The sequence below is a fragment of the Billgrantia bachuensis genome, assembly GCF_011742165.1.
Lineage (GTDB): Bacteria > Pseudomonadota > Gammaproteobacteria > Pseudomonadales > Halomonadaceae > Halomonas > Halomonas bachuensis.
In genome coordinates this window covers 67,638-82,052 of sequence record NZ_JAAQTO010000017.1, presented here as the reverse complement: position 1 = coordinate 82,052, position 14,415 = coordinate 67,638, and the positions used below count along the sequence as shown (strand labels likewise).

Here is a 14,415-nt window from a genome sequence, read left to right as displayed (position 1 = left end):
TGCTGGGCCGGGGTGCGTCCATTCCCATCCCGGCTTTCGCGGGTTCCTAACCCTCCACGATCAGCAGCGGGTTGAAGCCGCTACGCCGGTAGCGCCCCTCCTCGCCCAGCAGCAGGTCGAGCGCCAGGCTGGCGAGATCGTCGGCCAGCGGTTCGGCGTCGACGTCGAGCGCGCGCGGAAAGATCTTGAGGTAGCTGCCGCAGTCGCCGCAGGCCTCGGCCTGGGCCGGCAGGGGGGCGGTCGCGTCGCTCTCTTGCGCCAGGCTCAGGTAGTCGAGCTTGCCGCTCTGTTCGCACACGCTGCAGAGGGAGCGTTCCAGATACCACTGGGTGGCGCACAGTCCGCACTGCAGGTAGCGTACGCCGTTATACTGCGGATCGGATTCGATCACGCTGGCCAGGGGCGGCGAGCCGCAGCTGGGGCACAGGGTGCGTACCTCGCCGACCGGACGCGCCGGTGCCTGGGGCAGCGAACGCGCCAGACGCAGCCAGGCCACCTGCAGCGCGGCGGCCACCAGTGGCATCAGGCCGCGAGTCCGTTCGTCGCCGGCTTCGCCCGCAAGCACGTCGTCCGCCAGCCGACCGATCTCCTCCGCCGACAGCTTGCGCAGGCCATCGAGCAGCGGACGCTGGGCCTGGCCGACGTGCAGCTCGAGCGCGTCCAACAGGGCGTCGAGCTCGGCCCGGATACCGATGTCGCCGCGCAGCGCCTGCACGTTGAGTGGCGGCATGCCGTGCTCCAGTGCCAGGGAGAAGGTCTCGGGCCCGGGCTGCCAGCTCGGCGTAGTGCGTTCCAGTGCAACCTGCTGGGCCTGGGCCAGCTGCGCCATGAAGTGCAAAAAGTCACCGAGCGGCGCGACACGCTCGGCGAGTTCCTCCAGGCGCCGGGCGCGGCGGGCGAAGTGATCGTCGTCGGGCAGGCGGACCTCGGGGGGATGCATCACCCCCGTTGGGGCATTGCCGAAGGCGTGTGTCACGGCGACTCCTGTCGGTTCGTGGGCGTGTCATGGCGACGGCTGATCGCGCGGTGCTTGCGCGCCTTCTCGCGCTCCTCCTCGTACCACAGGCCATGGTGATGGCGTGCCCAGGCCCAACTGACCCGGCCGCGCACCATGGCCTGGAACGAGCCCTTGACCCAGATACCCGAGTAGACGTGGATGATCAGGGTAATGATGGCGAGAAAGGCGACGAAGGCATGCCCCAGGGATGCCAGCCGACGCAGGGTGATGGGGACGGCGTCGGCGAAGTAGGGCTGCCAGATCAGCAGGCCGGTGATCAAGAGCAGGACGATGCAGCCGAGCATGATCCAGTACACCAGCTTCTGGCCGGCGTTGTTCTTGCCCACCGGCGGCAGCTTTTCGTCGCGATTGGCCAGCACGTCGCGGATCTGCTTGAGCCACTGGATGTCACGCCGACGGATCAAGCTCTCCTTGAAGAAGGCGATCGCCATGAAGAGGAACATCAGCGACATGAACAGGCCGATATAGGGATGCAGGATGCGCGTCATGGTGGGCCCGCCGAACAGTGCCGTCAACGGCCAGAAGAAGGGGTGGAAGAACGGCAGCCCGCTCAACACCAGCAGCACGAAGCTGATCGCTACGAGCCAGTGGTTGAGGCGGTTCCATACGCTGTAGCGCCGCAGTGCGGGGTCCGATTTGGCCAGGCTCATGGGCGTTCCTCCCGTTCGCGTTCGCGGGCCTCATCCTCGCGCACTGCCGCTTCGTCCTCCTCGCCGTATTCCTTTGGGCCGGCGGTGACGTAGTGGAAGAAGCCGGTCAGGGCGGCCAGGCCGATCGCCATGGAGGCCAGCGGCTTGGTCACGCCCTTCCAAGCGTCTACCAGCGGGCTGATGCGCGGGTCCTCGGGCAGGTGGCTGTAGAGCCCCGGCCGGTCGGCGTGCTGCAGCACGTAGATCACATGGGTGCCGTCGACCCCTTCGGGGTTGTAGACCCCGGCGTTGTCGAAGCCGCGGCTCTTGAGGAAATTCGTGCGGGTCTCGGCCAGGTCGAACATGTCCTCGCGGGTGCCGAACATGATCGAGCCGGTGGGGCATGACTTCACGCAGGCCGGCTCCAGGCCATGGAACACCCGGTCGGAGCAGAGCGTGCACTTGTAGGCCTTGTGGTCCTTCTTCGAGATGCGCGGCACGTCAAAGGGGCAGCCCGATACGCAATAGCCGCAGCCGATGCAGTGCTCCGAATTGAAGTCGACGATGCCGTTGGCGTACTGCACGATGGCGCCGGGCGCCGGGCACGCCTCGAGGCAACCCGGCTCGGCGCAGTGCATGCAGTTGTCCTTGCGGATCAGCCATTCGAGGTTGCCCTGCTCGTCCTCGTATTCATCGAAGCGCATCACCTGCCAGGTGTCGGGTGTGAGATCGAGCGGGTTGTCGTATTCACCGACGCACTCGCCGACCTCGTCGCGCAGGTCGTTCCACTCGGCGCAGGCCACTTGGCACGCCTTGCAGCCGATGCAGCGCGATACGTCGATCAGCTTGGTCACGCGATCCACACCACCGCTCCGCTCCTGGGGCGAGGGCACCTGAGTCGCCGACCGGGCGATGACGTTCTGCAGATTGATCTGGTCGCCTCTCATGTCGTTTCGCCTCCTTGTCCTTTCCCTGGCCTATAGCTTCTCGACCCGCACCAGGAACGACTTGAATTCCGGTGTTTGCGTATTACCGTCGCCGACGGATGGCGTCAGGGTGTTGGTTAGGTAGGACTTCTTCGTCTCGCCGAGAAAGCCCCAGTGCAGCGGGATCCCGACCTGGTGCACGGTCTGGCCGGCGACCTGCAGCGGACGAATGCGCTTGGTCACCACCGCAACGGCCTCGATGAAGCCGCGCTTGGAGCTGACCCGCACGCGGTCGCCCTTGGCGATGCCCAACTCCTCGGCCAGGCTCTCGCCGATCTCGACGAATTTCTCCGGTTGGGCGATGGCGTTGAGCCGGTTATGCATCGTCCAGTAGTGGAAATGCTCGGTCAGACGATAGCTGGTCGCGGCATGCGGGAACTCCTCGAAGGTACCGAAGTTCTCGCGGTCCTGTTCGAATACCCGAGCCCCCGGGTTGTGCTTGGCCAAGGGATTGTCCGGGTGCAGCGGGTTGTTGGCGATCGGCGTCTCGAAAGGCTCGTAATGCTCGGGGAAGGGCCCTTCGTTCATGCGATCGCGCGCGAAGATCTGACCGCGCCCGGTCTGGTTCATGATGAACGGCGCCTGGCCGTCGCCTGGGGCGGAGGTCGGCGGGAAGTCAGGCACGTCGTTGCCGACCCAGCGCTGGCCATTCCACCACACCACGGCCTTGCGCGCCGCCCAGGGCGTGCCGTCGGGGCGGGCGCTGGCGCGGTTGTAGAGGATGCGGCGGTTGGCGGGCCACGACCAGGCCCAGCCCAGCGTCTGGCCGGTGCCGTAGGGGTCGGAGTTGTCGCGGCGCACCATCTGGTTGCCGCCCTCGGTCCAGCAGCCGGCGAACAGCCAACAGCCGCAGGCGGTGGAACCGTCGGCACGCAGCATGCCGAAGTCCTCGACCTGCTCACCGGCGCGGACCACCAGATTGCGCTCCTCGTCGAAGACATCCTCCAGCGCCCAGCCGTTGTACTCGCGCGCCAGCTCCTCGGGGCTCGGTTCATCGGGGCGGCGGTAGGGCCAATGCAAATTGAGGATCGGCTCGGGGAAGGGGCCGCCCTCTTCCCGATAGAGCCGCTGTAGACGCAGGAAGATGCCCGCCATGATGGCCGTATCGGAGCGTGATTCGCCCGGAGGGGGCGCCGCCGCCCAGAACCACTGCAGCCACCGGGAGCTGTTGACGATAGTGCCGTCCTCCTCTGCGAAGGCGGTGGTGGGCAGGCGAAACACCTCGGTATCGATCGCGGCCGGGTCCACGTCGTGATACTCGCCGTGGTTCTTCCAGAACTCAGCCGTCTCGGTGCGCAGGGGATCGATCACCACCAGGTACTTCAGCCGCGACAGCGACTCGGTGGTCTTGGCCTTGTGCGGGAATGCCGCCAGCGGATTGAAGCCCTGGCAGATATAGCCGTTCACCTCGCCCTGATGCATGCGCTCGAAAGTGTGCAGGATGTCGTAAAGGTCCACGCCCATCTTCGGCAGCCAGTCGAAGCGCCAATCGTTCTCCTCCTGGGCGGCATCGCCGAACCACGCCTTCATCAGGCTGACATGGAAGCGCTCGTAATAACGCCAATAGGAAACTTCGTCGGGCACCAGGGGCGGTCGCGCCCGTTCCAGAATGTACTGGTCGTACTCCTGCTCGCCGGAGCGAGGCAACGTCAGGTAGCCCGGCAACAGATTGGAGAGCAGGCCGAGATCGGTCAGGCCCTGAATGTTGGAGTGGCCGCGTAGGGCGTTGACCCCGCCACCGCGCATGCCCATGTTGCCCAGCAAGAGCTGGACAATGGCCGCGGTGCGAATGATCTGCGAGCCGATCGAGTGCTGCGTCCAGCCCAGTGCGTAGAGGAAGGTCATGGTGCGATCGGGAACGGCCGTCTCGGCGATCATGTCCCACACACGCTGAATCTTGTCGCGCGGCGTGCCGCACACCGAGGAGACCAGCTCGAGGGTGTAGCGGCTATAGTGCTGGCGCATCATCTGGAAGACGCAGCGTGGGTGTTGCAGCGTTTCGTCGCGCCGAGCATGGCCCTCGTCGTCGTACTCGTACTGCCAGCTCGACTTGTCGTACTCGCCGTTGTCGGCGTCATAGCCGCTGAACAGACCGTCGTCGAAGCCGAACTCGGGGCTGACGATCAGGCTGGCATCGGTATAGGCGCGCACGTAATCCTGATGGAAAAGGCCGTTTTCGATCAGGTAGCTGATCAACCCACCGAGGAAGGCGATATCGGTACCGGTGCGTATCTCGGCGTAATAGTCCGCCACCGCCGCCGTGCGGTTGAAGCGAGGGTCCACCACGACGAGTCGGGCGTCGTTCTTCTCCTTGGCCTCCATGACCCAGCGGAAGCCCACGGGATGCGCTTCGGCGGGGTTGCCGCCCATGGCAATGATGAGATCGGCATTACGAATGTCGACCCAGTGATTGGTCATGGCGCCGCGACCGAATGTTGGGGCAAGACCTGCCACCGTCGGTCCGTGTCAGACGCGCGCCTGATTGTCGAAGGCCACCATGCCGAGGCTGCGTACCACCTTGTGCGTCAGGTAGGCGGTCTCGTTGGTCGAGGCCGAAGCCGCCAACATCCCCGTCGAGATCCAGTGGTTGACGGTATTGCCGTCGTCGTCATCGGCGACGAAGTTGGCGTCACGGTCGTCCTTCATGTGGCGTGCGATGCGCTCCAGCGCTTCGTCCCAGTCGATCCGCTTCCATTCGTCGCTGCCGGCCTCGCGCACCTGGGGGTAGCGCAGCCGGGAGTCGCTCTGGATGTAATCGAGCAGCCCGGCGCCCTTGGGGCACAGTGAGCCGCGGCTCACCGGATGGTCCGGGTCGCCCTCCACGTGATAGATATCGTCGACGTTGTTGATCGCCGCATCGCCCCGGCTGTAGAGCAGTACGCCGCAGCCCACCGAGCAGTAGGTGCAGTTGCTGCGCGTGATCTTGGCGCCGGTCAGCTTGAAATGGCGGATGGAAGCGACGGCGGGTTCCGGGGCGAAGCCCATCATGGCCATGCTGGACGTGGCCATTCCCGCCGCACCTAGCTTGAAGAATTGTCTGCGTGTCACCCGAAGGGTCATGGAGGTCTCCTGCCTGGTTTCTATACCCTCTTGTTCTGCCTGGTCGCTATCGCGGTCGGTCTTGTCACCGCTTGTCGTTCTCGGCACGCTGCGGGCTTTGCGCCCAAGGCGGCGTGTGCATGTTCTACGCAAAGCGTAGCGGTTCTCGGCAGGCGCTGCCGAACGACTTGTTACGATGCGTAGCGGAGTCGCCTATTGTTCAGTGCGGCTTTATTGTTCGTTGCTGCTTTGCGGCTCGCCGCTCTCCCGCCGGCCTTCGTCCTCGGCACCCAGCGGGTCGTCGGGCAGGGCCTGCTGCTCAGGCTCTGCCTCGCGTTCGGGTGTTTGGACTTCGTAGTCGGGGCCGGCATCGGAGCCCGCCGCGGGGGTCTGATGCATATCGTCGCCCTGGGTCTGGCCGCTGCCGGAGCCTTCTTCCGCCTGGTTCATATCGGAGTGGGTAATGCCGCTGCTGGTCCCGTATTGGCCGGTGTCCACGTCGGGCGGTTCGATAGTCTCGGCGGGATCCAGGCCCGCCGCGCCTTCGCCGGGCGAGGCCGTACGCTCCTCCGCCACGGCGGAACTCAGCCAGGCGACGCCCAGCAGGGCGGCAAGCCAGCCCAGGCGACGGCATGCCGGGTTGCGCATCCTTGCCATCAGGCACCTCCAGTTGCTTGTAGCATTTGCGTGGATGCCTCCCAGCGTAGACCCAGACGAGCGAAGCCGACAGCGAGGCACGGAGACATGTCGTCGTCGAGAAGGAAATAGCGCCGTTAAGACTTCGTTTACCGGGATTTGGGCGGTCAGGAAACGCCTTATCCTGCATCTCGGCCAGTTCACTGGCAATCGCTTCATACCCATGCTGTCTTTAGCAAGGAGGAGAGGGCGCTTCGCTTGTTCTCGCAACTCATGCCTACTTCCCGAATCACAACTCCCTGGCTCCTGCCTTTGGTCGTCGGTCTATCTGCCTGCGGCGGCGGCGGCGGTGGTGGCGGTACCAAGCCCACCAATTCAGACGGCATACACGAGTCAGCACCGACCCCCACCCTCCGCTCCTTCGATAACGCAGGTGTGGTGGTCGGGGTAGCCGACACTGGTTTTCGGATTACCCACGAATCGCTGGCGCCTGCGCTCCTTGCGACCGTCAACCTGGTGGATGGCAGTGGCGATGTCAGTGGCGACGAAGATCATGGCACCGCCGTGGCGTCGCTGGTCGAGCAGGGCGACGTTAGCCCCGCGCTCTATCTGGCCAAGGTTTCGTCCGACAGCAGTCCAGGCCGCGCCGCGACAAACGTGCTCGACTACAGCGTCGGATACTTGGCCGACGAGGGTGCCAGGGTGATCAACCATAGCTGGAGCGGGCGCGTCAACGCGCCTTCCCCGAGCGCCTCTTACCTGGGCGTCAACTCGCTCGACTCGCTGCGTCGGATCGCGACCGGCAACGACGGACTGGGCAGTGTCTACGTGGTCGCGGCGGGCAACGGTGGCGAGGCGCTGCAGGCCGACCGGCCCATTCACCTACACGACGACATCTATTCCCGCATGCTCATCGTCGGCGGCTCGGTGCGTGACGACGGGGATATACAGCTGGCCGCGAACAGCAACCACCCGGGAGAGGACAGCGACTGGCAGGCGCGCTTTCTCACCGCGCCTTGGCGCCAGACCGTGGCCGATGCCTCCGGGGACGACACCTACGCCGAGTGGGCGGGGACCTCGATCGCTGCCCCCCAAGTGGCAGGCTACGCGGCGGCGATGATCGCGCTCTGGCCGCATCTCGATGCCGCCACGATTTCCCAGCGCCTGCTGGATACCGCCGACCGCAGCTCATCGCTCTACCAGGACGGGAGTTGTGGTGAGGGCGGTGACGTCAACTGCGGTTACTACTACCTTGGCCAGGGCGAGGCGGACCTCGACGCTGCGCTGGCACCGGCGGGTTCGCTGGCGCTGGCTACGGGAAGCCATCTGGATGAGGGCACTCAGTCTCTTGAGCAGAGCCTGGTTCAGCTCTCCGGGGCCTATGGCGACAGCCTGGCGAGCTCGGGGGCGCTTGCCGACGTTGCCGCCTTCGATGAGTTGGGGCGTGACTACCGCATCGACCTGACGGCTCACGCCTTTCCGCGAGACTCCCATGAGGCGCGACAGCGCAGCCGCATGACGCGGCTCTCCAGTGCATCGCCCGATCAGCGCCAGGAGCAGCGGGGCAGTGCGAGAGCGCTGAGCTGGTCCTCGCAGACAAATGGTCATGGGGAGGCCCTTGCCAGTCGCCTCGATGGTCGCTTCGGTCGCAACGACTGGACGCTCACCCGTTTTGCCGGCGACGAACTGGACCCGGCCAGCGCCTACGCCGAGTCGGGCATCATGCCGCTGCTCGCCTTTCAGGGCGGCTCCGATTTGACCCGAGGGTTGGACACCGTGCATGGGTTGCGCAACGACTACGCATTGAGCCACCGAGCCACTCTCCAGGCGCGTCACTGGATGGGGGACGGCACCGAGTGGGGCGTCGCGCTGGGTGAGGAGTACCAGGCCAGTCGCAGCGACGTTGGCATGCGTTTCGAGATCTCGCCGCAGTTGGCTGTCAGCACGACAGTCGGCGTGCTCGATGAGCGCCACGGCCTGCTGGGTGGGCAGGGTAGTGGAATGCTGACGCTGGGCGAGCGCAATCGCACCGGTTACGCCAGCCTGGGGCTGGACGCCCGGCTGGGCCGGCATTGGCAGGCCTTCGCTCTTTATGATCGAGGGCGAGGGGAGGCCGAAGGGAGCGGTTTTATCCAGCACCTCGATATTGCGCGGGTCGAGGAGCTGAGTATCGGCCTGCAGCGTAGCGGAGAACGGCACACTACGGCATTCGCCTATCGCCAGCCGATGCGTATCGACCAGGCCGAGGCCACGCTCTCCGTTCCCGTGGGCCGGGCCATCGATGGCGATGTGATCCACGAGGAGCGCAGCGTCACGCTGTCCCCGAGCGGCCGCCAGCAGGAGTTCGAGCTGGGCTACCGCTACCAGACCCAGCGACGCGGGGCCATCGGTTTCAACCTCAATCACACGCGCGAACCCGGGCATGACCGCAACGCCCGTTCTGATATCACCCTGCTGTTCAACTACGAAATGACCTTCTGAAGCCGCCACCGGGCACGAGCGCCGGCTAGCAGCTGGCGACAGTCCCGGGGAACCCTCTACACTGAAGCGCGCATGAACCCTGCCGGACGCGGTGCAATACCGCGTCCGGCATCGTCAACGGAGTGACATCTTGCGCAGTCTACCGGCTACCCTTCCGATCCTGTTCGTCTGCGAAATCAGTTTCCTGCTCGGCCACGGCCTGATCATGACCCTGCTCGGGGTGCGCATGTCCATCGAGGGCTTCCCCTCGCAGATGGCGGGCCTGCTGATGTCGAGTTTCTCGCTCGGCTTCGTGCTGGGCAGCTATGCGCTGGAGAAACGCATCCGCAGCGTTGGCCATATCCGGGTGTTTTCCGCCTGTGCCGGCCTGCTGGCGGTCACCGCCATGCTCCACGGCCTGTGGGTCAACCCCTGGGCCTGGCTGGCCTGGCGGCTGATCGGCGGGGTCGCCACCGCGGGCATGCTGATGGTGATGGAGTCGTGGGTTTCGGGCGAGTCGACGAACGAGAATCGCGGTCGGGTGCTGGCGCTCTACATGATCATCTCGACCCTGTCGCTGGCCGGCGGGCAGTGGTTGCTCAACTTCGGCGATCCGGCGGGGCCGGCGCTGTTCTCCCTGGTCGGCATGCTGTTCGCCCTGTCGCTGGTGCCGCTGTCGATCGTGCGCATCCATGGTCCGCGCCAAGCCCACGATTTCCAGCCGCAGAAGATCCGCCTGAAGGCGCTGTTCAAGCGCGCCCCGGTAGGCCTGGTCGGTGCCTTCACCGCCGGCATGATGGTGCAGGCCTTCTTTGCCATGACGCCGTTCTACGGTCAGGAGATCGGCCTGACCACCGGCGAGACGGCGCGCTTCATGGCGATCACCACCATGGTGGCGCTGTTCGCCCAGTGGGGGCTGGGGCGGCTTTCAGACTACATCGACCGGCGCAAGGTGATCCTCGGCATGGCCGTGATGATGACGATATCTGGTGCCTTCGTGTCGATGATGGTGCGCATCGACTTCTGGATGCTGGTCGTGGCGGCCTGTTTCCATACCGCCATGCTGCATACCCTCTACGCCCTGAGCTTGGCGCACACCAACGATTGGCTCGAACCCGGCGAGGTCGTGGCCGCCAACGCCAAGCTGATGATCTGGTACGGCATCGGCTCGATCATCGGTCCCTTTACCGCCTCGCTAGTCATGCGCCTGGTGGGCCCCGACGGGCTATGGGTGTTCCTGGGAGGTGCCTCGCTGGCCCTGGCGGCGTTCGTGGCGCTGCGCTTGCGCCGTCGTCCCGGCGTGCCGGTGGAAGAGGTCGAGCAGGAGCCCTTCGTCGCGGTGCCCACGCTGGAAACGCCGCATTTCGCCGAACTCGATCCGCGCCTGGAGCCGACCCAGCTGGAGTTCCACTTCGAGGAGGGCGGCGACGAGGTGCAGGAGGAGGCAGCCTGATGCTGCCTGGTGAGGCGCAATGCGCCATCATTGTCGGCAGTTCGATTGGAGATGCCGATGCGACACCCGCCCACCTGGTTCCGCACGCTGGCCATGCTGGCCTGCCTGACCCTTGCACCCCTGCCGGTGCGTGCCGACACCTGCCCCGACCCCGGCCAGTGGTACCAGCCCGGCGGTGAGCGGCTGGATAGCGCCGCGCTGTTCGCCGAACTGGCCGGTCGCGACGTGGTAATGCTTGGCGAGCAGCACGACCGCATCGACCATCACCGCTGGCAGCTGCATGTGCTGGCCGGGCTGCATGCGCTGCGCCCCGAGCTGGCGATCGGCCTGGAGATGCTGCCGCGCGAGGCCCAACCGGCCCTTGACGCCTGGGTGGCGGGCGAACTCGACGAGGCGGCTTTTCTCGAAGCGAGCGACTGGTACGGCGCCTGGGGCTTCGATCCCGAACTCTACCTGCCGATTCTCCACTTCGCCCGGCTGCAGCGAGTGCCGCTCGTGGCCCTCAACGTCACACCCGAACTTCGAGAGAGGCTGGTCGAGGAGGGCTGGCAGGCGGTGCCCGAAGCCGAGCGCTTCGGTATTTCCGCCCCGGCCGAGGCCCCACCCGACTATCGTGAGCGCCTGGCCGCCATTCATGCTCAGCACGCGAACTCAGGCGACAACGAGGGTCTCGAGCGCTTCATCGCGGCACAGCTGGTGTGGGATCGCGCGATGGCTGCCGGGCTGGCGAGGGCGGCTGGCGAGGCCGAGCTGGTGGTCGGCCTGATCGGCCAGGGCCACCTGCAGTACGGCCACGGCGTGCCCCACCAGCTCGCTGACCTGGGTGTCGAAGATCCCGTTTCCCTGCTGCCCTGGACGGCAGGCGATGGCGAGTGCGAGCCACAGCCTGCGGGCTTGGCACGGGCCATGTTCGCGCTTGCCGAGGCTGCGGAAGCCGAGCCGCCGATGCAGTTGGGAGTGCTCGTCGCGTCCCACGCAGACGGGGTCGAGGTACAGGGCATGCTCGAAGGCTCCGTGGCCGCGCGTTCGGGGCTGGAGAAGGGGGACGTCATCCTGCGGGCGGCCGGTGAGCGCCTGGCGCAGCCCGCCGACCTCACGCGGCTGGTACGGCGCCAGCCGCCGGGTACCCTGCTGCCGCTGGAAATACTCCGCGGTGGGGAGGCACGTGAAGTGTTGGTGCGCTTTCCGGCGCGAACACAGACCGCTCCTTGACCGAGGTCAGGCATGGCGCTGGCGATTGCGCTATGGTATCCGCAGCAGCGCCGGGCAGGCCGGCGCCCGTACGCATCGCCCCATGCCGGGGGCTGCTGATCATGGAGGTCCCCTTGGCCATTTCTCGTTTTACCGATCTGCTGGAAGAAGCACGGCGTCAGTCCGAGCCGCAGCGGCTGCTGTTCGTCTTCACCCGCGCCGAGCTGCCGGACAATCCCACCGCAGAGCAGCGCCAGCGCTTCGAGGAAGGGGAAGGCGGCGTGCTCACCCCGGTGCTTTGCGTCGACAAGACTCCCGAAGAGCTCAGCGACATGGCGGCGCTGGAAAAGGAGTCGCAGCGAACCGGGATCGAATGGGACATCATGTTCGTCGGGGCACTGTCAGGCAGCGGCGGCGAAGCCGTACCCGACGATGCCGTCGAGCGCCATCTGCAGCGCATGGTCGAAGCGCTGCAGATGGGAAATACCCAGAGCTTCCTGGCGCTGAACCGGCAAGGTGAGGCAGTAGCCTTGCAATGAGGCGCGGGTGCCACCATAGACAAGCCTTATCGGAACCATGGCGGCAATCAATTTTCGCCTATCGGTTGCGATGGATATGATAGGCCTCGTATTCGGATCACCCCACCAACGAAATGACATGGAGCTTTGCTGAATGTCCCTGATCAACACCGAAGTCAAGCCGTTCAAGGCCACCGCTTACCACAACGGCGAGTTCGTCGACGTTTCCGACGCCGACCTGAAAGGCCAGTGGAGCATCTTCTTCTTCTATCCGGCCGACTTCACCTTCGTCTGCCCCACCGAGCTGGGTGACCTGGCGGACAACTACGAAGAGTTCAAGAAGCTGGGCGTCGAGATCTACAGCGTCTCCACCGACACCCACTTCACCCACAAGGCCTGGCACGACAGCTCCGAGACCATAGGCAAGCTGCAGTATCCGATGCTGGCCGACCCGACCCTGCAGATCTCGCGCAACTTCGAAGTGCTGATCGAAGACGCTGGCCTGGCCGAGCGCGGCACCTTCGTGGTCGACCCTGACGGCAAGATCCAGATCGTCGAAATCAATGCCGGCAACATCGGCCGTAACGCCGAAGAGCTGCTGCGCAAGGTCAAGGCCGCCCAGTACGTGCGCAACAACCCCAACGAGGTCTGCCCGGCCAAGTGGAAGGAAGGCGAAGAGACTCTCGCTCCGTCCCTGGATCTGGTCGGCAAGATCTAAGCGGTCTGCCAAGACCCGCGAGGCTATCCCCTGACCTCGTGTATGTACCACGCCCGGGCATGTGCTGCCCGGGCGCTCTTTCCAAGACGTGCAAGCCGCTGCCCGCGCTGACTCCGTGACGCGTTGTGGTGACGTCTTGCCGTCGTTCTTGAGCCAGACATGAAGGAAACCGCTGTCATGTTGGACGACAATCTGAAAAGCCAGCTAAAAGCCTACCTGCAGAAGGTCACTCAGCCGTTCGAGATCGTCGCGTCCCTCGATGACGGCGCCAAGTCCAAGGAGCTTCACGGACTGCTCAAGGATATCGAGAGCCTCTGCGACAAGATCAGCCTGCGCCTCGACGGTACGGACGCGCGCAAGCCCTCCTTCGCGCTGAACCGTCCCGGCGAGGACACCGGCCTGGTATTCGCGGGCATTCCCATGGGCCACGAGTTCACCTCGCTGGTGCTGGCCCTGCTGCAGGTCGGCGGCCATCCGCCCAAGGTCAGCGACGACACCATCGAGCAGATCAAGGCGCTCGAGGGTGCGCTGCATTTCGAGACCTACTATTCGCTCTCTTGCCAGAACTGCCCCGACGTGGTGCAGGCGCTCAACCTGATGGCGATCCTCAATCCGAACGTGCGTCACGTCGCCATTGACGGCGCGCTGTTCCAGGACGAGGTGGAAGAGCGCCAGGTGATGTCGGTGCCGAGCATCTTTCTCAACGGCGAGCCCTTCGACCAGGGCCGCATGAGCCTGGAGCAGATCCTGGCCAAGGTCGACACCGGCGCGGCCAAGCGCGAGGCGGCCAAGCTCAACGAGAAGGATCCCTTCGACGTGCTGGTGGTGGGCGGTGGCCCGGCCGGTGCCGCGGCGGCCATCTACGCCGCGCGCAAGGGTATCCGCACCGGTGTGGCGGCCGAGCGCTTCGGCGGCCAGGTGCTCGACACCATGGCCATCGAGAACTTCATCTCCGTGCCTTATACCGAAGGCCCCAAGCTGGCTGCGGCGCTGGAGGAGCACGTCAAGCAGTACGAAGCCGACATCAACCTGCAGCGTGCGGTGAAGCTGGTGCCGGCGGCCGATCAGGGCGGCGAGCACGAGGTGGTGTTCGAATCCGGTGCCAGCCTCAAGAGCCGGACGCTGATTCTCACCACCGGTGCCCGCTGGCGCGAGATGAACGTCCCCGGCGAGGCCGAGTACCGCAACAAGGGCGTGGCCTACTGCCCCCACTGCGACGGCCCGCTGTTCAAGGGCAAGCGCGTGGCGGTGATCGGCGGCGGCAACTCCGGTGTCGAGGCGGCCATCGACCTGGCCGGCATCGTCGGCCACGTGACGCTGATCGAGTTCATGGACGAGATGCGCGCCGACGCGGTGCTGCAGAAGAAGCTGCGCAGCCTTCCCAACGTCGAGATCATCCTCGGCGCCCGCACCACCGAGGTCAACGGCGACGGCACCCGGGTCACCGGCCTGACCTTCGAGGAGCGTGCCAGCGGCGAGATCAAGCAGCTCGAGCTGGAAGGCATCTTCGTGCAGATCGGCCTGGTGCCCAATACCGAGTGGCTCACCGATTCGTCTATCGAGCTGTCTCAGCGCGGCGAGATCGTGATCGACGAGCGCGGCATGACGTCGGTGCCCGGCATCTTCGCCGCCGGCGACGTGACCACCGTGCCCTACAAGCAGATCGTCATCGCCATGGGCGAGGGTTCGAAAGCCGCCCTGGGCGCCTTCGACTATCTCATTCGCCACTGACGCGATTCACCACTGACAGAGTATTCGCCCCGCAGG

At 65.5% G+C, this 14,415-nt stretch carries 12 protein-coding genes; 6 read left to right on the top strand and 6 right to left on the bottom strand.

The window, feature by feature from the left end; translation table 11 throughout:
- Positions 1-46: 46 nt before the first annotated feature.
- The 6 genes from fdhE to HBJ55_RS07200 all read right to left on the bottom strand — a co-directional run bounded on the left by fdhE (position 47) and on the right by HBJ55_RS07200 (position 6,329).
- Complete coding sequence (gene fdhE / locus HBJ55_RS07220) at positions 47-976, bottom strand: formate dehydrogenase accessory protein FdhE (protein WP_338071976.1); 930 nt, start codon at positions 974-976, stop codon at positions 47-49.
- Positions 973-1,668 (bottom strand): formate dehydrogenase subunit gamma, encoded by a 696-nt coding sequence (locus HBJ55_RS07215; protein ID WP_167112542.1) that lies wholly within the window; start codon positions 1,666-1,668, stop codon positions 973-975. The genes fdhE and HBJ55_RS07215 overlap by 4 nt, the downstream gene beginning before the upstream one ends.
- Positions 1,665-2,594, bottom strand: coding sequence for a formate dehydrogenase subunit beta (gene fdxH, locus HBJ55_RS07210; RefSeq protein ID WP_104203035.1), 930 nt, complete (start codon positions 2,592-2,594; stop codon positions 1,665-1,667). Before fdxH ends, HBJ55_RS07215 begins: the two co-directional genes overlap by 4 nt.
- Positions 2,595-2,624: 30 nt before the next feature.
- Positions 2,625-5,087, bottom strand: a complete 2,463-nt coding sequence (gene fdnG / locus HBJ55_RS07205) for a formate dehydrogenase-N subunit alpha (protein ID WP_206022319.1) — start codon at positions 5,085-5,087, stop codon at positions 2,625-2,627.
- A 12-nt stretch (positions 5,088-5,099) separates the two neighbouring features.
- The gene (locus HBJ55_RS22760) at positions 5,100-5,693 is read right to left on the bottom strand and encodes a molybdopterin-dependent oxidoreductase (protein WP_206022310.1); all 594 of its coding nucleotides are present in this window, start codon (positions 5,691-5,693) and stop codon (positions 5,100-5,102) included.
- Positions 5,694-5,903: 210 nt separating this feature from the next.
- On the bottom strand, positions 5,904-6,329 hold the full coding sequence (locus HBJ55_RS07200) for a hypothetical protein (RefSeq protein WP_240936017.1): 426 nt from the start codon (positions 6,327-6,329) through the stop codon (positions 5,904-5,906).
- 414 nt (positions 6,330-6,743) lie between these two features.
- Between HBJ55_RS07200 and HBJ55_RS07195 the strand changes: the two genes are divergently transcribed.
- From HBJ55_RS07195 to ahpF, 6 genes are all read left to right on the top strand, one after another.
- A complete protein-coding gene (locus HBJ55_RS07195; RefSeq protein WP_167112537.1) occupies positions 6,744-8,789 on the top strand; it encodes a S8 family serine peptidase in 2,046 nt (681 codons plus the stop codon).
- Between the two features lie 130 nt (positions 8,790-8,919).
- Positions 8,920-10,221 carry an MFS transporter gene (locus HBJ55_RS07190; RefSeq protein WP_167112535.1) on the top strand — a complete coding sequence of 434 codons (1,302 nt, stop codon included), beginning with the start codon at positions 8,920-8,922 and terminating at the stop codon, positions 10,219-10,221.
- A 57-nt stretch (positions 10,222-10,278) separates the two neighbouring features.
- Entirely contained in the window at positions 10,279-11,433 is a 1,155-nt protein-coding gene (locus tag HBJ55_RS07185; RefSeq protein WP_240936016.1) for a ChaN family lipoprotein, read from the top strand.
- Between the two features lie 113 nt (positions 11,434-11,546).
- Positions 11,547-11,951 (top strand): ribonucleotide reductase subunit alpha, encoded by a 405-nt coding sequence (locus tag HBJ55_RS07180; RefSeq protein ID WP_167112533.1) that lies wholly within the window; start codon positions 11,547-11,549, stop codon positions 11,949-11,951.
- Positions 11,952-12,084: 133 nt separating this feature from the next.
- On the top strand, positions 12,085-12,648 hold the full coding sequence (ahpC, locus tag HBJ55_RS07175; RefSeq protein WP_167112531.1) for an alkyl hydroperoxide reductase subunit C: 564 nt from the start codon (positions 12,085-12,087) through the stop codon (positions 12,646-12,648).
- 177 nt (positions 12,649-12,825) lie between these two features.
- Positions 12,826-14,379: an alkyl hydroperoxide reductase subunit F gene (ahpF, locus tag HBJ55_RS07170; protein WP_167112529.1), complete on the top strand. Its 1,554-nt coding sequence runs from the start codon at positions 12,826-12,828 to the stop codon at positions 14,377-14,379.
- Positions 14,380-14,415 lie beyond the last annotated feature (36 nt).